The organism is Bradyrhizobium sp. dw_411 (assembly GCF_018449695.1).
GTDB lineage: Bacteria > Pseudomonadota > Alphaproteobacteria > Rhizobiales > Xanthobacteraceae > Bradyrhizobium.
Genome location: NZ_JAAVUY010000009.1, coordinates 71,089 through 91,888, shown reverse-complemented (window position 1 = coordinate 91,888; position 20,800 = coordinate 71,089). Strand labels below are relative to the sequence as shown.

Genomic DNA, 20,800 nt, shown 5'->3' with positions numbered 1-20,800 from the left:
CATGGCCGGGCTTGACCCGGCCATCCATCAGCTTCGAAAAAAAGAGTTTTATGAAGATTGATGGATACGCGGGGCGCAGGCAAGCGAAAGCGACGCCGTCCTTTTGACGGCTATGCCCGCGTATGACGATCAAGATTGTTGAAGCCTCTAATTCATTCCTTCGCCGCAAACTCGGTCGGCGTTTTGCCCGTCACCTGCCGGAAGGCGTGCGAGAACGCCGGGACGCTCGCATAGCCCAAATCCGCGGCAAGTTGCTTGACCGAGACATTGGCGTCCGTCGACAGTTTTTCGATCGCCGCGGCGATCCGTGCGCGCTGGCACCAGCTTTTGAAACTCAGTTGAGTTTCCGATGAAAACAACCGCGACAGCGTCCGCGCCGAGGTGCCGACTTCGCGCGCCAGCGTATCGATCTCGTGCAGCCCGGTGGGATCGCCGAGCACGATTTCCGCCGCGCGCCGGCACCGCGGCTCGTGCGGCAGCGGAATGAAGGTCGCTGAGTCCTCGGCGTGATCCAGTTCCAGCAACGCCAATCTGACCAGCAAGCCGGTCCGATCGGGATCGTTGCGGCCATCGAACAGCGCCAGGATCGTCTCGTGCAACAGACGCGACACCCGTACGACGAATTCGGCATCCAGGCTCGTGCTGCGCTCCTCGCGCTTGAGCCACGCCAGATCGAAATACAGTGTGCGCATTTCGATATCGGCCAGCACGTCGATGGCGTGTTCGGATAGCGCCGGCACCCACACCGCGCGATCCGGTGGCACCAGCCAGCGTCCGCCGGGGGTCGTGACCTGCATGGTGCCGCGCGCGGCGTACACCAATTGCGCCTCGCGGTGCATATGGGGGTCGAGCCGCACGCCCTTCTTGTAATGCCGCGCGACCAGATGAACGCCATCACCCGCGATCGGGCGGCTTCCGCTGATGGCAGCGATTGGCGTTTCGGCGATATTCATTGGCCACATCTCGTCAGGACAAGATCATATAACCCATTTCAGAGCATTGCAGGAATTCCCCGCAAGATCGCTTCAAAAAAGTCCAAGGAATTCCAATGAACAGTCCCGTCCGGGTGATCGGCTTCGTCAACGCCGCGCATTTTATCGACCATTATTCGATGCTGATCTTTGCTGCCGCTGTCATCGTGATGGGGCCGGCGCTCGGCATGGCCTATTCGGAGCTGTTGCCTTACGCCACCCCCGGCTTCATCGCCTTTGGCGCGGGATCGCTGTTGACCGGCTGGCTCGGCGACCGCTGGAGCCGGCGCCATATGATGGTGATCTTCTTTGCCGGGATCGGCGCCTCGATGATCGCGGTCGGCCTGGTGCAGACGCCGCTGCAACTCGGCACGGCGTTGCTCTCGATCGGCCTGTTTGCGTCGATCTACCATCCCGTCGGGACTGCGATGATCGTGTCCTACGCCGACAGTCTCGGGCGCGAGATGGGTCTCAACGGCGTCTGGGGCAATCTCGGCGTTGCGTCATCGGCGCTGGTGACCGGCGTGGTCGGGCAATATCTCGGCTGGCGCTGGGCCTTCATCATCCCCGGCATTGTCACGATCCTGATCGGGGTCGCCTTCATGCGTCTCGTGGTGCATGAGGATCGCTCGGGCTTCAAACAGGCCGCGGCGCAGGCGCGGGTGGCGAAGCAGGATATGTGGCGCGTGATCGTATCGATCCTGATTGTGGTGATCGCGATATCCACCACCTTCAATGCGGTGACGGTAGCATTGCCGAAATTGTTCGCGGAACGGCTGGCCGACCTCACGGCAAGCCCGGCGCTGCTCGGCGTCATCGCGGCCTTTGTCTATGTGTTCGGTGCGATGACGCAATACACCATCGGCAAACTGATCGACCGCTATTCGCTCAAAACCGTCTCGCTGCCGTTGTCGTTCGTGCTGGCGCCGTTTCTGTACATGGCGGCGACCTTGTCGAACCTGCCGCTGATCCTGGCCGCGATCGGCATCGTGATGGGCGCGTTCGGACAAGTGACGGTGAACGATGCGATGGTCGGCAAATACACCAGCGAGGAATGGCGCTCGCGCGCCTATGCAGTGCGTTATTTCGTCGGCTTCACCGCGGCCGGCGCCTCCGTGGGGCTGGTGGCGTGGCTGTACCAGCAGGGCGGCTTCGTCACCATGCTGCATGCGTTCGCGGGATTGTGCCTGCTGGTGATCGCCGCGGCGATCATCCTGCCGACCGAAATCAAGGTGCCGGTGGCGGGCGCGAATTAAGTTTGCGATGCGCGCTTTTTGAAGCGCGCATCGCAAATGCGATTCAATTTGGAGTCGTGCCGGACAGCACCGTCTTCAGGAGGTGTGGGGCTGTGAGGTAGCTCACACACAACGCATTGGCGCGGATGTTAATAAGCTGCCATCATGCAATGATATTCATTGCGACGGAGGTGTTGTGATGCGCCGTTTCCTTTTTCGCGATTTCTTTTTGCCATCCTCGCTGTTGCTTTTGTTCCAGGTCTGCGCCGCGCCTGCCGCGTTGGCGGAAAACCGCGTAGCCCTCGTGATCGGCCAGTCGGCCTACCGCGCCGTGCCGGCGTTGCCTAACGCCGCCAATGACGGCAAGCGAATGACCGAGCTGCTCGGCAATGCCGGCTTCGAAGTTACCGCCGCGCCCGATCTGGCGCAGAACGACATGCGCCAGGCCGTCAGTGATTTCGCGGCCAAGGTGGCGGCGAGCGGACCCGATACCGTCGCGCTGGTATTTTACGCCGGTCACGGGCTGCAGATCGACGGCGAGAATTATCTGGTGCCGGTCGATGTCGATCCGAAACGTGAAGCCGATATTCCGTTGCAGGCCGTGCGGCTCAACGATCTCATGAACACCTTGGCTGCGTTGCCGACGCGGATGCGTGTCCTGATGCTGGATGCCTGCCGCAACAACCCGTTCCCGGCGCTCAACAAGACCGCAGGCCATGGGCTCGCGATCATCGATACCAAGTCCGGCGCATCCGGCTGGTTCATTTCGTTTTCCACGTCGCCGGGCGCGGAAGCGGAAGACGGTGACGGCGACAACAGTCCGTACACCAAGGCGGTGCTCTCGGTCGTGAAAGAGCCGAACCTTCCGATCGAGGAAGCTTTCAAGCGCGTCCGCGTCTCGGTGAATCAGGCGACCGATGGCCGGCAGGTTCCCTGGGAAAGCTCGTCGTTGACTTCAGACTTCAGGTTCTTCGGCGACAAGGGTGCCGGCCAGAGCATGGCCGGGCCGAAGCCGACGACAGCGCGCAGTGTCGACGATTGGCGCAAGGATCTCACGGGCAAGGAACCGAAGGATGCCTACGATCTGGTGATCGCGGATGACTCGGTCGCGGCCTATGAAGCCTTCACCAACGTATTTGCGCAGTCGTCCTACACCCCGCGGGTGCGCTCGCTGCTGGACCGCCGGCGCGAGATGCAGGCGTGGGCAAACGCGGTCGCGACCAACACGGGCTCGTCGTTCAATGCATTTCTGGCGAGCTATGGCAGCAGCGATCTGGCCGCTACCGCGCGCAAGATGGAAGAACGCGTGCGTAACCGTTCGCTCGGCGTCAGTGCCGCGCTGTTGCAGCCGACCAACGTCGCGCTGGGGCCGACCTGCCCCTGCAGCATCACGCCGGCGACACCGCCGGTGCTCAAAAAAGTGGAGCCGGAGCCGCGGACGAGGAACGTCGAAAAGAAGCGTCCCGACAGGAGGCACGCCGAAGAAGCTCCGCCGAAGCGCAAGCCGCGGCCTGCGGTCTATTATGAGGAAGAAGAGGAAAGCAGCCCGTCCTCGAATTACAGCTCGCCGGTCGGAGTTGGAGGCTACGTTGGTGGCTTTGGCGGCGGCGGCGGAGGTTATGGTGGCAACGGTGGTTATGGTGGCGGTGGGCGCGGAGGTGGTGGCGGCGGCCGGCGATAGTCAGGGTTTTCCAGACGACGTCTCGATGGCCTAAATCTTGAATGCTGAACGCACGAGCTCAGACAGCGTCCTTGTGTCGTGAGGTTCAGTATGGATATGCCATCGAGTGCGCCGGTCGGCGGCCTGGTTGATCGCGCGGTTTCCGATGCCAGTCTCGTTGGCGCGGGTCTCAGTCCATCCGAGGCGTTAAAAGATCAGCCCAAATATGTGCATCACGCCGGCAGTCCCGGGTTTTTGGCGCTGACGGCGCTCGGTGTCGTGTTCGGCGATATCGGCACCAGTCCTCTTTATGCCTTTCAGGTCGCGCTGACCGGCATCGGCCATCCCGTTCCGGCGCCGGCGGACGTTCTCGGGATCGTCTCGCTCATTCTTTGGGCGCTGACCATGATGGTGTCGCTCAAATATGTGGTCTTCGTGCTGCGCGCCGACAATGACGGCGAGGGCGGCATCCTGGCATTGCTGTCGCTGGTCGGCGCGGAGCAGGTCGCCAATGGCAACCGGCTGCCGGCGCTGGTGCTGCTGGGCGTGATCGGCGCATCCTTGCTTTACGGCGACGGCGTGATCACGCCGGCGATCTCGGTGCTGTCGGCGATGGAAGGATTAAAGCTGGTCGCACCGGCGTTTGAGCATTTCATCGTGCCGGCGACGATTGCGGTTCTGATCGGCCTGTTCGTGATCCAGCGTTATGGCACCGGCGGCATCGGCAAGCTGTTCGGCCCGATCATGGTGGTCTGGTTTGTGGTTCTTGGCGGGCTCGGCGCTGCCAACATCTTCATGGCCCCCGCCATTCTGGGTGCGATCAATCCCGCGGAAGCCGCGCGGTTTTTAGTCGCCGATCCCAAAGTTTCTTTTGTCGTGATCGGCGCGGTGTTCCTGGCGCTCACAGGCGGCGAGGCGCTCTACGCCGATATGGGCCATGTCGGCGCCACCGCGATCCGCCGGGCGTGGTTCGGTCTGGTGCTGCCGGCATTGCTGTTGAATTATTTCGGGCAGGGCGCGCTGATCCTGGCCGATCCCGCCGCGGCCGATAATCCCTTTTACAAACTGGCACCAAGCTGGGCGCTGATCCCGATGGTGGTGCTGGCGACGTTCGCGACCATCATCGCCTCGCAGGCGCTGGTCTCCGGCGTATTCTCGCTGACCCGGCAGGCCATGCAGATGGGACTGTGTCCGCGCGCCAAGATCATCCCGACATCGGTCGACGAGGCCGGCCAGATCTATGTGCCCGCCGCCAACTGGCTGTTGATGACGGGCACGTTGCTGACTGTCGTTCTGTTCCGGTCGTCGGAAAATTTAGCCGCCGCCTATGGCATCGCGGTGTCCGGCACCATGCTGATCACCACGATCTTGCTGTATCGGGTCGCGGTGACGCGCTGGCAATGGACGCCCGCGATCGCGATCCCCATCATTGTGGTGTTCGGTGCGATCGACGCGACCTTCCTGGTTTCGAATTCGATCAAGATCGTCGAAGGCGGCTGGTTTCCGCTCATCGTCGGCACTCTCATTGCATCGCTGATGCTGTCCTGGCGCAAGGGCGCGTCGGTGGTGCGGCATCGTCTCCAGGAGATGTCGATGCCGCTCAAGCAATTTCTCGAATATGCCGACACCACCTGTATCGGCCGGGCGCCGGGCATGGGGGTATGGCTGACAAAGGTCGAGCACGGCGCCTCGCCGATGCTGCTGCGCCATATCGAGCACAACAGGGTGTTGCATGCGACCGTGGTGCTGCTGACCTTCGTATCGGATCGCCGGCCGCGGGTGCCGTTTCACGAGCGCCATTCGGTGCACCGTCTCGGCCACGGCTTCTACCGAATCCAGGTCAGGCTCGGCTTCATGCAGACGCCGGATATTCCGCTCAGCCTGATCAATTGCAACCGGCTCGGCTTCGATGCGGATCTGGACCACAAGAATTACTACATCGCGCATGAGACCATCGTTCGCAAGGAAGAAGGATCGGCGATGGATCCCGTGTCGTTTGCGATTTTCTCCTTCCTCAACCGGATCGCGAGCCGCGCGCCCGATTTCTTCAAGATCCCGCACGACGCCATCATCGAGGTCGGCTTCCGGGCGGATATCTGAAATCGCCGCTGCCGCGGCTGGTGGTGCCGCATGGGGACGGTACTACCGGGCAGTTTCTGGTGCGTGCGCGGCAGCAAATGCGCAGGCGTCTCGATCCGGCACAGACGAATCAGTTCGCTTCCGGCATGCTGCTTGCATTCATTAAGCCGATATTTCCCTCCGCTTTTCGCGGATTGCGCAGCAACAGGAGGCCCCAATGACCATTATGGCCACGGCGCCGGTCGTCGGTATCGAGCGTCCCAGGATCAATTCCATCGTGTTCGCGAGCGCACTCGGAACCGTCATCGAATGGTATGATTTCCTGATCTACGCCACCGCGGCAACGCTGGTGTTCAACAAGGCGTTCTTCCCGACCTTCGATCCGCTCGCAGGGACATTGGCGGCGCTCGGCAGCTACGCCGTCGGCTTTCTGGCGCGGCCGCTCGGCGGCGCGCTGTTCGGTCATTTCGGCGATCGGCTTGGCCGCAAATCCATGCTGGTGCTGACGCTGTTCATCATGGGGCTCAGCACCTTCTGTATCGGGCTGTTGCCGACCTATGCCTCGATCGGCGTGTTCGCGCCGATCCTGCTGATCGTGTTGCGCCTGATCCAGGGCATCGGCCTTGGCGGCGAATGGGGCGGCGCTTCGCTGATGGTGCTGGAGCACGCGCCGACCGACAAACGCGGTTTCTATACGAGCTTCGTGCAGATCGGATTTCCGATCGGGCTGGTATTGGCCACCCTGATGTTCACCCTGGTCAGCAAATTGCCCGAGGCCGATTTCGCGGCCTATGGCTGGCGGATTCCGTTCCTCGTCAGCGTCGTGCTGCTCGCCGTCGGAACTTTCGTGCGATCCCGGATACCGGAGACGCCGGTATTCGAAGGGCTCAAGAAGCGCGACGGCCTGTCGAACAATCCGGTCGGCGAAGCCGTCGGCAAGAACGGGAAAATGTTTCTGATCGCTGTCGGGTTGAAGCTCTCCGAAGTTTCCTGGGTCTACATGCTCACGGTGTTCGTCGTCGGCTATGCGACCGGCAAGCTCGGCCTGCCGAAGCCGATGATGCTCGATGCGGTGTTGTATGCCGCGTTGCTCGAACTGATCAGCCTGCCATTGTTCGGCTGGCTGTCCGACAAGATCGGGCGGCGGCCACTGTATATTCTCGGCGCGCTGTTCACCATCGTGTTCGCCTTCCCGCTGTTCTGGATGGTGGAGAGCAAGAGCACCGCGCTGATTTTCACCGCGATCATGATCGCGATGAATTTCGGCCACGGCATGATGTTCGGGCCGGAATCCTGCTACTTCCCCGAACTGTTCGGCTCCCGCGTCCGCTACAGCGGCGCGTCCTTTGGATTTCAGGTTTCCGCGGCGATCGGCGGCGGCTTCGCGCCGATCATAGCGACCGCGATGGTCGGATATCTCGGCGGCACCACCGGCGTGTCGATCATGATGATCGTGCTGGCGCTGATTACGCTGGCGGCCGCGCTCGCGGCGCACGAGACCAAAGGCGTTCCGCTGAAGGAATGAAGCGGGTGCAGTTTGGCATTTTCATCTATGACGGCGTCGAGCCGATTGATCTCGCGACCTTCGGGGTGCTGTCGATGGCGCGCCGGATCGCGCCGGAGATTGCGATCTGCACCATTGCGCCCCATGCCGGTCCGGTCGCGCTCGCCAACGGGCTGAAGGTCACGGCTGACTTCGGCATCGACAATGCGCCGCCCTGCGATCTGGTCATCGTCACCGGCGGTCCCGGCTGGACCGCACAGGCGCAGACGCCCGCGACGCTCGATTACATCAGGCGGGTTCATGCCTCGCAGCGTATCGCATCGGTATGCACCGGCGGCATGATCCTGGCGGCGAGCGGTGTGCTCGACAACGGTCCGGCGACCACCAAACGCGAGGTCGTGCCGCCCGAGACTTCGCCGATCGAGGTGATGCGCGCGACCTATCCGCAGATCGACGTGCGCGAGACGATGCTGGTGGACACGGGAACGGTCGTGACCGGCGGCGGGGTCTCACTCTGCATCGATACCACGTTGCATCTGATCGCCGATATGCTCGGCCAGCAGGTCGCGGATGAGACCGCCCGGATCATGGAATATCAGCGGGCGTGGCGCGCCAATCGCGAGGGCTTTGCGCCGGTTCTGATCGCCGAATAGCGCGCGCCTGCAGGCTAGTCGCGTCCGTCGTCAGGATTCCCTTGTCGTGGCGGTATACTGCCATTCAACGCCGAGGCTCGCATCGGGCGATTGTTTCGCACGGGTCAATTTGACCGAAAGGAAGGCCGCGGTGCAGGCGAACGCCACGATGACAACGATGAGCGCAAGCTCTTTACGGGTCCACGATGCTGAGGTCATTGCCGTCACTCCCATTCCGGTGCGCGTAGGAATAGGGGTGGGCTGTGCTGATTTATGTGATTAAAGTCACAATCCCGCGACTTGCTGGAAAATGGCGGGCCGGTCGGCGAAAGCCAGCTTTCAACAACCGTCGCAATCCTTCACAATAGCGGCTGAAAGCTCGACACTGATAACGAGCTGTGGGAGCAACAAGCCATGTCCAATCTTTCCTTGCCGCGCATTGCCGGCCTTATCCTGGGTGTTTCAATGATGATGTCGGGTTCCGCGAGCGCTGATGCGCTGAAGGATCAGTTGTTTCCTACCGGCAAGCTGCGGGTAGCGATCGGAATCAGCGCAGCAGGCGGCGCGTACTGGTCCACCAAGACCGAAACCGGCGGCTATGCCGGCGTCCCGGTCGATCTCGGCAAGGCGATGGCCGACCAGCTCGGCGTCCCCGTCGAATATGTCGCCTACCAGAATTCGGGATTGATCACGGACTCGGTCGGTACAGGCGCCTGGGACATCACCTGGCTGCCCAAGGACGCCGAGCGCGAGGCGAAAATGTCGTTCGGGCCGATCTATGAGGTCACCGAAGCCACCTATATCGTCAAGGCAGGCTCGACCATCACGAACTTTGCGACCCTCGATCAGCCCGGCGTCAAGGTCGTGGCAGTCAATAACACCACCACCATGCGAGGTGCGGTCGCGCATTTGAAGCAAGCCAAGGTCACGGGCTATCAGACCTATGACGAGATCTTCAACCTGCTCAAGAACGGCGAGATCGATGCCTTTGCGCTGTCGCGCGACCAGCTCACGGCGTTGTCGAAGAAGATTCCCGGCACGCGCGTGCTGGATGAAACCTTCAAACAGACCGTGACCGCGATCGCAGTGCCGCTGGGCCGTCCGCAGGCGCTGGAATATGCGACCAAGTTCATGAACGAAGCCAAGACCAGCGGCCTGTTGCGCAAGGCATTCGATAATAACGGGTTGAAGGACACGCCGCTGCGGGCGCAGTAAGAGGCGTTCTGATCTTCACTTCTCTTAGGGGAGAGGTGGGATTGCATCGCGCCTCACGCAGCGGATCGCATTCTGTCTTGGGCCTGTCTGATGTCGCGGGCGGGCGACATACCGAATAGACGGCCATATTCGCGGGTAAATTGCGTCACGCTCTCATAACCGACGGTATAGGCGGCGCTGCTTACCGTCGCGCCGTCGGCCAGCATCATCCGGCGTGCCTCGATCAACCGCATCTGTTTCTGGAATTGCAGGGGCGTCAGCGAGGTGATCGCGCGGAAATGCTCGTGAAAGGACGAGATGCTCATGCCGGCAGCCTCCGCCAGACATTCGAGTCGCAAGGGCTTCGCGTAATTCTCGCGGATGATGGATACGGCTCGACCGATCCGCTGCGCATGGCCGTTTGTCACGCCAAGGCCGCGGATGGCGGTGCCATGCCGGCCACTCATCAGCCAGAAATGCAGTTCGCGGAATAATTGACGATGCAAGACGGCCAGAGATGCCGGGCGATCAAGCAGACGCAAAAGCCGCAATGCCGTGTCTGCTACATCGGCCTCGGTAGCATCGACGTGAACGGAAGAAGTTACGGCCGCCGCAGGCGCGGGAGAGCCCATGTCGACCATCAGCCCCTCGATGATGGCCGCGTCGAGGTCAAATACGATTGAAAAATAAGGAGCCGCAACAGATGCCCGAGTGATTTGGCTAACGGTCGGAATATCAGCCGCGATCACCAACGACTCTCCGGCGCCGAAATCGAGACTTTCGCTACCCAGGGTGACGCGCTTGTTACCTTGCAGGAGCAGCGCAACCAGCGGCTTTGAGACCGCATATTGCAAGGCGGTTGGTCCCATCTCCCGAATAATCGTCAGCCCCGGGATCGGCGTAAAGGAGGTCACGTCGCGCGTGAGGTTCACCTCGGCATGATGGCGTACAATATCGACTAAGGCGGCACTCATGCCTTCCAGCTTAGGTCGCGTGGGTCCGCTTGCACAAGGCTATACTGGCAAATTGGGCAAGAATTTGCACGCGTTATGAGCGTCAGATCGGCTCCGTTCGTAGAAATAGGCAACAATCACCGATGTTCTGGCAACTTCGGTCTCAAGTTTGCTGATGATGTTTCGGCCATCGAAACACTTGATCCAGGAGATGACCGATGAGCACGATTTCTCTCGTCACCGGCGCCAGCAGGGGCCTCGGGCGCAACACGGCCCTTAGCATCGCGCGTCACGGCGGCGACGTCATCATCACCTATCGCAATGGCGCGCAGGAGGCGCAATCCGTCGTCGCAGAGATCGCTGCGATCGGCCGCAAGGCCGTTGCCCTGCCGCTGGACGTGAGCGCCATCGCGCGCTTTCCTGCTTTCGCGCAGAACGTCCGATCGATCCTCGCCTCCGAGTGGGCGCGCGACAGCATCGACCATCTGGTCAACAATGCGGGCCAAGGCGAAATGGCCGGCATTGCCGAAACGACCGAGGCGCAGTTCGACACGCTCTTCGACACGCATGTCAAAGGTGTTTTTTTCCTGACCCAGGCGTTGCTGCCGATCATCGCCGATGGCGGCCGCATCGTGAATTTCTCGTCAGGCCTGACCCGCATATCCTTTGCAGGATTTTCCGCCTATGCGGCGGCCAAAGGGGCTGTTGAAATTCTTACCCTCTACATGGCAAAGGAACTGGCCAGCCGCGGGATCACCGCGAATACGGTGGCGCCTGGCGCAATCGAGACCGATTTCCTTGGTGGCGCGGTACGCGACATGCCCGACCTTAACAAGCAATTCGCTGGCATGACCGCGCTCGGCCGGGTCGGCATGCCCGACGACATCGGACCGATGGTTGCGAGCTTGCTCGGCCCCGATAATCGCTGGGTTACCGGCCAGCGCATTGAAGTATCCGGTGGCCAAGTTATCTAGCTAATCGTCTGCGCTGCCTCCGGGCCCGGCCATCGAAGAGCAAGAAAAGAGAAGTCCCATGGAAAACGCGAACTGCGTCGAGAGAATTTACATCCTCGATGGGGGATTGGCCAAGGTCGACGATGGATCGATCTATTCGCCGGGCATCAATGTCGGCGTTCCGATGACGTTAAGCTGCAACGCCTATCTCATTCGCCATCCGGAAGGCTGGCTGCTTTGGGACACAGGTACGGCCGATGAGATGACAAAACAGCCGGAGGGGAGGGTCGTCGCTCACGGCATCAGGGGTGTCGTGAGAACGACCATTGCGTCGCAACTTGAAAGTATCGGCGTTGCTCCCGACGAGATTGATCGACTCGTGCTGTCGCACGCCCATTACGATCATGTCGGCAACTGCCGTCTATTTCCAAAGGCACGATGGATTGCCCAGAAGGCGGAACGCGACGCCATGTTCGGCCCAAATCCGGAAGAATTCGGATATGTCCGCGAGCTCTATGAGACGTTGGGTGGAAATCCGACTGAAATCGTCGAGGGTGATCACGACATTTTCGGCGATGGCTCCGTACGCCTCATCTTCACGCCTGGGCACACGCTGGGCCATTGCTCGCTACTAGTGCGGCTGCCGGAGACCGGCCCAATCATCCTCAGCGGAGACGTTGCTCATAATCGCGAGAATTTCCGTCTTCGTCGTATCCCGACCTTTAATGCCGATCACGCCGCTACGGTAGCGTCGATGGACCGGGTAGACGCGCTCGTGCGAGAGCTGGACGCCGGTTTCTGGATTAATCACGACACCGAGCAAAACGGGACTTTGGCCCATGCCCCTCGATGGGTCGTGTGACGGATTCCAGGTTGCGCAGGGCCACTTATGGCACTTAACGGACCTGGCGCTCTAACCTGGCATCTTCCGCTTTCGGAGCGGAAGCGGAGACGCCGGCGTTCGCTGCGCTGCAGCTTTACTTCGTCGCCGGGATCGGCTCCAGGCCGCTCTTGATGATGGTGGGAGTGGCGGCCGGAGAGCCGAGGAATTTGATCAGCGCCTTAGCGGCGTCAGGTTCTTTCGACACGGTGGCAATGCCGGCCGAGAAGATCGTGATCTTCTGCAAATCCGCCGGCAGCGGTCCGACGATATCGACGCCTGCGACGGGGAGCATCTCGCTGAGCTGCTGCATGCCGATCTCGGCCTCGCCATGGGCCACGATCTCGGCAACTGGTGTTGCCGGAATTTTCCTCGCCTTGTCCTTCATCGCGTCTGCAATACCGAGCTTTTGAAACATTTCGGTCGAGACGTAGACGCCGCTGGCGCTATCGGAATAGGCCACCGTCTTCGCCGCCAACAGCGCGCGCTTGAGGGATTCAGAGGAGCTGATGTCGGGCTTCGGCGCGCCTGACTTGACGCAGATGCCGATCGGCGATTTCACCAGATCGACGCGGCTGTCGGCGCTCGCCTTGCCCTTCTTGATCAGATCCTCCAGCGCATAACCGACCAGGATCAGGACATCGGCCGGTTCGCCGCGATCGAGGCGCATCGGGATCGCGTTGGTGGTCGTGCCCATCGAAGGTCCGTAAGAGGTGATCACCTTGTTGCCGGTCTGGCGCTCGAATTCCGGCACCAGCGCGTTAAAGGCCGCGGTCAATCCGCCCGAAATCATCACCCGGACCTCGGCTGCGCCAGCGGAGCCGGCCAGCGACAAGGCGGCGACAAAGCCCAGCGCGAGGCTGCGGATAGTTGCGGATATTCTCATGATGATTTCCTCCAGGGACGGCTCTTGATCGGCCGCACTATTACGGGAGGGATCGTATCTGGCCAAGGGGGATTAGCCTAGGACTGCTTCATCCACGCGGTCATTCCGGACGGTCCGCCACGCGGACCGATCCGGAATCTCGAGCAGGTGTACGAGGACACGTCCTCTAGATTCCCCGATGTGCAATTGCACATCTGAGGTTCGCGTCTTCGACGCGCCCCGGAATGACGCAAGAGCTCACGAATTAACATGCACGAAATCCCGCAGCAGCGGATAGATCTCGTTGTTCCAGCGCCGGCCGCTGAAGACACCGTAATGGCCGACGCCGGCCTGCATGTGATGCACCTTGCGATAGGCGCGCACACCCGTGCAGAGATCCTGCGCCGCCAGGGTCTGGCCGATCGAGCAGATGTCGTCCTTTTCGCCCTCGACCGTCATCAGGCCCATGCGCTTGATCGAGGCCGGATTCACCGGACGGCCGCGGTACATCAATTTGCCCTGCGGCAGCAGATGCTCCTGAAACACGTCGCGGATGGTCTCGATGTAGAACTCCGCCGGCAGATCCATCACGGCGAAATATTCGTCGTAGAAGGTCTTGATGGTCTCGGCCTTCTCGACCTCGCCCTTGGCCAGATGGTCGGCAAGATCGACATGGGACTTGATGTGGCGCTCGAGATTCATCGAGACGAAAGCGGTGAGCTGGATGAAGCCGGGATAGACCTGCCGGAACGCGCCCTTGCATTGAAACGGCACGTAATTGATCAGGTTCTCCTCGAACCATTTCAGCGGCTTGCTCTTGGCGAATTCGTTCACTTTGGTCGGCTGGATGCGGGTGTCGATCGGGCCGGCCATCAGGGTCAGCGTGGCCGGGCGGGCGGGGTGATTGTCCTCCGACATGATCGCCGCGGCCGCGAGTGCCGACACGGAGGGCTGGCAGATCGCCACCATATGCGCGCGCGGGCCTAACTGGTCGAGAAAGGTGATGAGGTGCTCGGTATATTCGTCGAGCCCGAATTTGCCTTCATCAGGCGGAATGTCGCGCGGGTTATGCCAGTCGGTGATGTAGACGTCATGATCCTGCAGCAGGGTTTTGACCGTGCCGCGCAGCAGCGTCGCGAAGTGGCCGGACATCGGCGCGACCAGCAGCAGGCGCGGCTGTTCCGGTGAATTTTCCTTCTTGAAGTGCAGCAGCGAGCCGAACGGCGTCGCGTAGGCGATTTCCTCTGATACCGCCAGTTCCTGATTGCCGACCATCACCTTGTCGATGCCGTACGGTGGACGCGTATAGGTGAGGGAGGTGCGCGAGATCAGCTCCAGGGCGGCGGCGAGCCGTCCGAACAATTTGTCGGACACGCCCTGGGGGACCAGGTTGAGATAGCGCAGCGCCGACGCAGCGCCGGTCCGCCACGGCGCGGTCAGATCCATATGGTTCTGGTAGGCTTGATACATCATCGACATCATCCGGAATCCGCCCCTGGCACCTAATGTTGCTATGCAATATTGAAGCCAAAGAAGAGTCAAATAGCCTCTGAAACTGGCACGTCGCTTGCTGATTAACCGCCATAACCCGGTATGAATCGGGTGAAGCGTAAACAATGGGCACCTGGTGGGGCGCTTCGGCGAGAAGCGGTATCCGGCGGGTGCTGTCGGGCGTTCAGGCGTAAGGGAAAAGCCATATGGCGAAAGCGACACTGACCATCAGCAGCAAGAATTATTCGTCCTGGTCGCTGCGCGGCTGGCTGCTGACCAAGTTTTCCGGGCTGGAGTTCGACGAAATCGTTACCGCGCCCGATGACGCCTCGGCGCGGGCTGAAATCCTGCTGCTGTCGTCCTCCATTCTGGTGCCGTGTCTGCGGCACGACGGCGCCACCGTCTGGGATACGCTGGCGATCGCCGACTACCTCAACGAAGTGATGCCGAATGCCGGCCTGCTGCCGGCGGACCGTATTCACCGCGCCCATTGCCGCTCGATCTGCGGTGAAATCCATTCCGGCTTCACCACGCTGCGGGCGTCGCTGCCGGTCAATCTGAAGGGGCATTTTCCCGGTTTCAAGATCTGGTCGCGCGCCCAGGCGGATATCGATCGGGTCTGCACGATCTGGCGCGAGTGTCTGGCGATGTCGGGCGGTCCGTTTCTGTTAGGCCAGCGCTCGATGGCGGATGCCATGTACGCACCGGTGGTGACCCGCTTCATGACCTATGATGTGAAGCTGGAGCCGCGCCTGAAGGAGTATGCCGACATGATCATGGCGCTCCCGGAAATGCAGGAATGGATCGAAGCCGCCAAGGCCGAGCCCGCCGACATCGAAGAGCTTGAGGTTGAATATTAGGCAGTACTAGCCATCGGCTGCCTGTTTGAAGGGCTCAAGCCGCGGGCACGTCTTGCTTAACTTCGGATCACGCAGGGCTTCGATAAGGCCCTTCGCGGCGCACCGGCCGTAGGCTGCGAAAAATCGCGTGACCGAAATTCCAACCGGCGTCCAAGAGCTTCGCCGTTTTCATAACCGCGATCTGCAAAATTGCCGCGGTGCAGCGCGGCTGGCGTGATTTTCGCATAGCACCACTGGGTTGTGAACGCGGCAATTTCGGCTGCCAAAATATTGGACGCTGCGCCGTCGCGGCCGAAACGCAGAGATTGGAGGGTGCCATGAATATGCATGCCGCAGTCGATCCCAAATGGCTTGGCCTTGCTCACCCGAACGGCGATCCGCTTCACCTGAACAACAAGAACTTCGTCGCCATCGATCGCAACCGGGATGCGTCGTACGAGGCGACCTATCGCCCGCAGGCGCTCTACAACCGGGTGAACGAAGGCTTTCATGCCAACAACGAAACCTTCCTGCTCCACGAGGTCGCGACAAATCTGCCGATTTACCGGCCCGACACCGGCCCCACCGATTTCCATCTTCACCTTCCGCCGGGAGGCTTTCAGTTGGTGCTGGTTACGTCGGGCATGTTTACCTTCGATTACGACGGCCGCTACTACGCCGTCAGCCCTGGCGCGGTGATGCTGCAGAGCGCGATCGTTCATCGCCAACTCTTTTACACCTGGTCAGGATTGTCGACTGAAGAGAATCTGAAAACGCCGCAGACGGTGGTGCCGGATCCGATTTCCATGGGCTATTCCGGCAAGTTTCTTGAAGCCTTCATTACCGATCCTACGACCTTCCCCAACCCGACGGTGGTGGGTCCGGATGCCATCAACGAAGCGGAAACGCCGCGCGTGGCCTGGAGCCATCCTTTGCATGATCGTCCGGCCGATGCCGGCTTCTGGCTTCAGGATCCGCTGGAGCTGGAAGCGCTCTACAAGCCGTTGCCGGCTGGTACGCCCATCAAATCCGCCGGGCCGGTTTATGTACGCGACATCGGGATCGAAATTCCGAGCGGCCGTTTGACCACGGGCCATATCATCGCGACCGATCCGCGTGGCCATTCGCTGCTGCCGAAGAGCGTATCGGCGACGGCGGATATGGCCTTTCTCGAAAAGGGCGAGGTCGTTATCTACCGCGTCATTCGCGGCAGTGCCGAATTCAAGAACAGCGCCGGTGAGAATTTTGAACTTGCGACCGGCGACACGGTGACGGCGGGCAAGAACACGATCGATCTCGTGGGGATGGGTGAGAATACGCAAATCCTCCGGCTCGGCCTGCTGAAAGGCATCGAGAATCTTCGTAGCTGGACGCCGACGCAGCGTGACGAAATTGACGGCCTGGCCGGTCAGATCATCACCGGGAAGGATGTCCGTCCGCTGCGCACCGAAGGAAAGCCGGTCGGCTATTTGTACGAGTAAGCGCTGTTAACGTTTGAAGCCGGGGCCGGCGACGCCGCCGATCCGGATGGTCTGGATATGGTGCGATCCCTGACAAGCTCGCCGATATCTAGCCGTGAACAGCGGCGTACAGGCTGCTTCGGCTGATTCGGGCGCGATTCGTTCCATCGGCGTTCCGAACCTTAAGACAAACCTTCATAGTCAGGCGATAGCGCCGGCTTCCGTTGCATTTTGGCACAGCGGCAATGCCGCCGCGCCGACTTGCGTGGATATGAATCAGCGCCGCACGCGCCAGCCGACCACGGTTGCCTCGACCGCGCCGCCCGACTCGTGATTGCGCCAGACGCCATCGATGAAGCGGCACGGGAACGGCAGTTGATAGGTGCCGCTATGATCCTCGCACAGCACCTGCACCGGCTGATCCGGCGGCGGTTGTCCTTCGCCGTTGAATTCCGCCAGCCGTCGTTCACGCGTTGCCATTCAAATTTTCTCCGTCAGGGCGCGCCGGACGCGCCATCATATTTTTTATATCCGGCATCCCGCCGGCATTCCTGGCCAGGATGCACTCGATAAAACCTCAACGCGCGAATGAGGTTTCAGTGTGGTATCGTCAACATCTCGCAACAATTTGACCGCGATGAGCACCGTTTCAATGAGGATATTGATGATAGACCGAATTGCTCTCGTTGCATCTGTGCTTTCAGGGGTTTGTGCGCTGACATCGGTGGAGACCTGCGCGCAGGACGTTCCCGGTATTGAGATCTGCACCGTCGAAAAGACCATGGAGCGCCGCACCAGTTGCCTGCAGAGCAATGTCGATTTCCTGCAGAAGACCATCGTCAAACTCAGCGCCGACCATGCGCAGAAGCTCGATGCCGCGAACCGGCAGATCGAGGGTTTGAAGAGTACGGTCGTCGGTTTGCAGAAGATTGTCGATGATCTGCAGACGGCGCAGAAGAAATCGGCGGAGGATCAGAAGAAGAAAGCGGATGGAGCGCCGGGGAAGGATGGTGCGCCGGCGGTGAAGGAAGGCGCGAAGTAGTAGTTTGGCTCTCCGTCATTCCGGGGCGATGCGAAGCATCGAACCCGGAATCTCGAGATTCCCCGATGTGCAATTGCACATCTGAGGTCTGGTGCTTGCGCACCATCCCGGAATGACGGGATAGATAGCAGCGGATGCGGACTGCGCGCTGGGTTCCATCCCCCCTAAACCAACCAGCGCAAGGACTGTCAAATGACGCGCGCGCAAACAAGTCACACTGCGCGTGCTTCGAATGAAGGCCGTTGTTCATGAATCCAGCCCAGAAGGCGCTCTGGTTTATCGAAAGCCATCTGGCCGAGGCTTTGACTCTCGACGAGGTCGCGGCGATCGGTGGCGTCTCGCGCTTCCACATGGTGCGGGCGTTCGCCGCCGCGACGGGGTTGTCGGTCATGCGCTATGTGCGTGCCCGGCGCCTTAGTGAAGCGGCGCGGGCGCTCGCGAGCGGTGCGCCCGATATCCTGACCTTGGCGCTGGATGCGGATTACGGCTCTCACGAAGCATTCACCCGCGCGTTCCGCGACCATTTCGGGGTGACGCCCGAAGCGGTCCGCAGCGCCAAGCGTCTTGATCATATCAAGCTTCAGGAGCCGATCCCCATGGACTCAACCCTCACGGACAGTCTGCAGCCGCCGCGTTTTGAAACCAGCAAGCCGCTGCTGATCGCCGGCCTCAGCGAGCGCTACAATCACGAGAACGGTGCCGGCATTCCCAACCAATGGCAACGCTTCCACCAATCGGTCGGGAACATTCCCGGCCGGATCGGGGCTGTCGCGTATGGCGTGTGTTGCAATGGCGACGATGCCGGAAATTTCGATTACATCGCGGGCGTCGAGGTGTCCGATTTTTCGGATTTGCCGCGCGAGTTTTCCAGCGTCCGCATTCCCGAACAGCGCTATGCGGTATTCGTTCACAGCGAACATATCTCGACGGTGCGCCGCACCATCAACACGATCTGGAATCACTGGCTGCCGGCATCCGGATTGAAGATCGCCGACGCGCCTAATTTCGAGCGCTACGACGACAAATTCGATCCGCTCACCGGCAATGGCGGATTGGAGATTTGGGTGCCGGTGCGGGACTGAAGGTAAAGTGCGTAGGATGGGTAGAGCGAAGCGAAACCCATCACCTTCTTTGTGCGATAATTGATGGGTATCGCTTCGCTCCACCCATCCTACGGGAATCTCGGTCGCCGCAGGGCAGCCCTGCGCGGTCCAATCATCCCCGTGCTTGCTTGGCAAGCGAGATCGACTTTGTCATAACATTGCGCAACGAACTATTGCGCAATGCGGAATCCGCGGCGCTGAAGAAGACTGCCGGAGGATTCCATGCCGAACGTGCGCGTTCTCGCCACCGATCTTGAATTCCCGGAAGGGCCGGTGGTGATGCCGGACGGATCGGTGGTGCTGGTCGAAATCCGCGGCCGGCGGCTGACGCGGGTATGGCCTGATGGGCGCAAAGAGATCGTCGCGGAAATTCCCGGCGGCCCCAATGGCGCGGCGATCGGGCCCGACGGCAAATGCTACATCGCCAACAATGGCGGCTTCAGCTGGATTGCCTCGCGCGGCACCATGATGCCGGCTGGGCCGGCGCCGCATGAATATATCGGCGGATCGATCCAGCGCGTCGATCTCGTATCGGGCAAGGTCGAAACCCTGTTCGATAAATGCGGCGAGCATCCGCTGAAGGGGCCGAACGATCTGGTGTTCGACAAGCACGGCGGGCTCTGGTTCACGGATCTGGGCAAGCGCCGCGCGCGCGACCTGGATGTCGGCGCGTTCTATTACATGAAGCCCGGTGGCAGCGAAGTGGTGGAAGGCCATTTCGGCATGCTCCCGGCCAATGGCATCGGGCTGTCGCCGGATGAAAACACCGTCTATGTCGCGGAGACGCCGACGGCGCGGCTATGGGCGTTCGATCTGTCCGCGCCCGGCGAAGTCAGGCCGGGCGATGTGATCTATCGCGGCGAACGCGGTAGACCCATTGCGGGTCTTGGCGGCTACCAGATGTTCGACTCGCTCGCGGTAGAAGCGAGCGGAAATGTCTGCGTTGCGACTTTGATATCCGGCTGCATTTCGGTGATCGCGCCCGATGGCCGCATTGTCGAGCAGGTGCCGACCGGCGACCGCGTCACCACCAACATCGCCTTCGGCGGGCCTGAGTTGAAGACGGCTTACATCGCGTTGTCGGGCAGGGGCGAGTTGATCGCGATGGACTGGGCGCGGCCGGGTCTGGCACTGAATTTTTTGAATAAGTGATGACGTCATTGCGAGCGAAGTATCAGAAGCCGTCATTCCGGGATGGTGCGTTAGCACCAGACCTCAGATGTGCAATTGCACATCGGGGAATCTCGAGATTCCGGGTTCGATGCTACGCATCGCCCCGGAATGACGAAATCTGGGTCTCTCGCAATGACGGTTCGAGATGGAGAGTATAATGCCCTGGCCTGATCCCGTTTCCCTCAGCGGCCCGCACGCGCAATTAAAACCGCTGTTGCGGGATCATTGCGACGGGCTGACGGAGGCCGTCAAGGACGGCGAGTTGTGGAAGCTCTGGTACACCTCCATTCCCAAAGCCGAGGACATGAGCAAGGAGATCGATCGCCGGCTCGGGCTGCAGGCCTCCGGCGCGATGCTGCCGTTCACGGCGTTCGATGCCGATGGCAGGATCGCGGGCATGACGACCTATATGAACGTCGATGCGGCGAACCGGCGCGTCGAGATCGGCTCGACCTGGTATGCCAAGCGCGTGCAGCGTAGCGCGCTCAATACCCAGTGCAAGTTATTGCTGCTGACGCATGCCTTCGAAAAACTCGACTGCATCGCGGTTGAATTCCGTACGCATTTTTTTAATCATGCCAGCCGGCGCGGCATCGAGCGGCTCGGAGCCAAGCAGGACGGCATTTTGCGTAACCATCAGATCGCGTCGAACGGCACGCTGCGCGACACGGTGGTCTACAGTATCCTTCCGGCCGAATGGCCGACGGTGAAGGTGCATCTGAATTTTCAACTCAACGAAAAGGCGCGGTAACAGCCGCCGGAATTG

At 60.8% G+C, this 20,800-nt stretch carries 20 protein-coding genes; 14 read left to right on the top strand and 6 right to left on the bottom strand.

Annotation, left to right across the window (positions count from 1 at the left end; all coding sequences use genetic code 11):
• Positions 1 to 152 precede the first annotated feature (152 nt).
• Positions 153 to 953 carry a helix-turn-helix transcriptional regulator gene (locus HB676_RS17075; protein WP_249780298.1) on the bottom strand — a complete coding sequence of 267 codons (801 nt, stop codon included), beginning with the start codon at positions 951 to 953 and terminating at the stop codon, positions 153 to 155.
• A gap of 95 nt (positions 954 to 1,048) precedes the next feature.
• On the opposite strand from HB676_RS17075, the gene HB676_RS17070 reads away from it, so the two are divergent.
• From HB676_RS17070 to HB676_RS17050, 5 genes are all read left to right on the top strand, one after another.
• A complete protein-coding gene (locus HB676_RS17070) occupies positions 1,049 to 2,227 on the top strand; it encodes an MFS transporter (protein WP_213739013.1) in 1,179 nt (392 codons plus the stop codon).
• A 178-nt stretch (positions 2,228 to 2,405) separates the two neighbouring features.
• Complete coding sequence (locus tag HB676_RS17065; protein ID WP_213739012.1) at positions 2,406 to 3,887, top strand: caspase family protein; 1,482 nt, start codon at positions 2,406 to 2,408, stop codon at positions 3,885 to 3,887.
• A gap of 90 nt (positions 3,888 to 3,977) precedes the next feature.
• A complete protein-coding gene (locus HB676_RS17060; RefSeq protein WP_249780297.1) occupies positions 3,978 to 5,966 on the top strand; it encodes a KUP/HAK/KT family potassium transporter in 1,989 nt (662 codons plus the stop codon).
• Between the two features lie 196 nt (positions 5,967 to 6,162).
• A complete protein-coding gene (locus HB676_RS17055; protein WP_213739011.1) occupies positions 6,163 to 7,470 on the top strand; it encodes an MFS transporter in 1,308 nt (435 codons plus the stop codon).
• Between the two features lie 5 nt (positions 7,471 to 7,475).
• Positions 7,476 to 8,102, top strand: coding sequence for a DJ-1/PfpI family protein (locus HB676_RS17050; RefSeq protein WP_213739010.1), 627 nt, complete (start codon positions 7,476 to 7,478; stop codon positions 8,100 to 8,102).
• Positions 8,103 to 8,132: 30 nt separating this feature from the next.
• Here HB676_RS17050 and HB676_RS17045 read toward each other — a convergent pair whose 3' ends face one another.
• Positions 8,133 to 8,300 carry a hypothetical protein gene (locus HB676_RS17045; RefSeq protein WP_213739009.1) on the bottom strand — a complete coding sequence of 56 codons (168 nt, stop codon included), beginning with the start codon at positions 8,298 to 8,300 and terminating at the stop codon, positions 8,133 to 8,135.
• A 252-nt stretch (positions 8,301 to 8,552) separates the two neighbouring features.
• Here HB676_RS17045 and HB676_RS17040 point away from each other — a divergent pair, with 252 nt between their 5' ends.
• Complete coding sequence (locus HB676_RS17040; RefSeq protein ID WP_213739190.1) at positions 8,553 to 9,296, top strand: ABC transporter substrate-binding protein; 744 nt, start codon at positions 8,553 to 8,555, stop codon at positions 9,294 to 9,296.
• 53 nt (positions 9,297 to 9,349) lie between these two features.
• On the opposite strand, the gene HB676_RS17035 is transcribed toward HB676_RS17040, so the two are convergent.
• The gene (locus HB676_RS17035; protein WP_213739008.1) at positions 9,350 to 10,249 is read right to left on the bottom strand and encodes an AraC family transcriptional regulator; all 900 of its coding nucleotides are present in this window, start codon (positions 10,247 to 10,249) and stop codon (positions 9,350 to 9,352) included.
• Positions 10,250 to 10,446: 197 nt separating this feature from the next.
• Between HB676_RS17035 and HB676_RS17030 the strand changes: the two genes are divergently transcribed.
• Positions 10,447 to 11,202 carry an SDR family oxidoreductase gene (locus HB676_RS17030; RefSeq protein ID WP_213739007.1) on the top strand — a complete coding sequence of 252 codons (756 nt, stop codon included), beginning with the start codon at positions 10,447 to 10,449 and terminating at the stop codon, positions 11,200 to 11,202.
• A gap of 58 nt (positions 11,203 to 11,260) precedes the next feature.
• The gene (locus tag HB676_RS17025) at positions 11,261 to 12,043 is read left to right on the top strand and encodes an N-acyl homoserine lactonase family protein (protein WP_213739006.1); all 783 of its coding nucleotides are present in this window, start codon (positions 11,261 to 11,263) and stop codon (positions 12,041 to 12,043) included.
• Between the two features lie 115 nt (positions 12,044 to 12,158).
• On the opposite strand, the gene modA is transcribed toward HB676_RS17025, so the two are convergent.
• Together modA and phaZ are read right to left on the bottom strand one after the other, a co-directional pair.
• A complete protein-coding gene (modA, locus tag HB676_RS17020) occupies positions 12,159 to 12,947 on the bottom strand; it encodes a molybdate ABC transporter substrate-binding protein (RefSeq protein ID WP_213739005.1) in 789 nt (262 codons plus the stop codon).
• Positions 12,948 to 13,184: 237 nt separating this feature from the next.
• Entirely contained in the window at positions 13,185 to 14,408 is a 1,224-nt protein-coding gene (phaZ, locus tag HB676_RS17015; RefSeq protein WP_213739004.1) for a polyhydroxyalkanoate depolymerase, read from the bottom strand.
• A gap of 215 nt (positions 14,409 to 14,623) precedes the next feature.
• Between phaZ and HB676_RS17010 the strand changes: the two genes are divergently transcribed.
• Complete coding sequence (locus HB676_RS17010) at positions 14,624 to 15,277, top strand: glutathione S-transferase family protein (RefSeq protein WP_213739003.1); 654 nt, start codon at positions 14,624 to 14,626, stop codon at positions 15,275 to 15,277.
• A 317-nt stretch (positions 15,278 to 15,594) separates the two neighbouring features.
• On the top strand, positions 15,595 to 16,737 hold the full coding sequence (locus tag HB676_RS17005) for a hypothetical protein (RefSeq protein ID WP_213739002.1): 1,143 nt from the start codon (positions 15,595 to 15,597) through the stop codon (positions 16,735 to 16,737).
• 255 nt (positions 16,738 to 16,992) lie between these two features.
• On the opposite strand, the gene HB676_RS17000 is transcribed toward HB676_RS17005, so the two are convergent.
• Positions 16,993 to 17,196 carry a hypothetical protein gene (locus HB676_RS17000; protein ID WP_213739001.1) on the bottom strand — a complete coding sequence of 68 codons (204 nt, stop codon included), beginning with the start codon at positions 17,194 to 17,196 and terminating at the stop codon, positions 16,993 to 16,995.
• Between the two features lie 184 nt (positions 17,197 to 17,380).
• Here HB676_RS17000 and HB676_RS16995 point away from each other — a divergent pair, with 184 nt between their 5' ends.
• The 4 genes from HB676_RS16995 (at position 17,381) to HB676_RS16980 (ending at position 20,785) form a co-directional block, all read left to right on the top strand.
• Complete coding sequence (locus HB676_RS16995) at positions 17,381 to 17,758, top strand: hypothetical protein (protein WP_213739000.1); 378 nt, start codon at positions 17,381 to 17,383, stop codon at positions 17,756 to 17,758.
• Between the two features lie 248 nt (positions 17,759 to 18,006).
• Positions 18,007 to 18,840 (top strand): AraC family transcriptional regulator, encoded by an 834-nt coding sequence (locus HB676_RS16990; RefSeq protein WP_213738999.1) that lies wholly within the window; start codon positions 18,007 to 18,009, stop codon positions 18,838 to 18,840.
• A 243-nt stretch (positions 18,841 to 19,083) separates the two neighbouring features.
• On the top strand, positions 19,084 to 20,013 hold the full coding sequence (locus tag HB676_RS16985; RefSeq protein WP_213738998.1) for an SMP-30/gluconolactonase/LRE family protein: 930 nt from the start codon (positions 19,084 to 19,086) through the stop codon (positions 20,011 to 20,013).
• A 178-nt stretch (positions 20,014 to 20,191) separates the two neighbouring features.
• Complete coding sequence (locus HB676_RS16980; RefSeq protein WP_213738997.1) at positions 20,192 to 20,785, top strand: GNAT family protein; 594 nt, start codon at positions 20,192 to 20,194, stop codon at positions 20,783 to 20,785.
• The last annotated feature ends 15 nt before the right edge of the window (positions 20,786 to 20,800 follow it).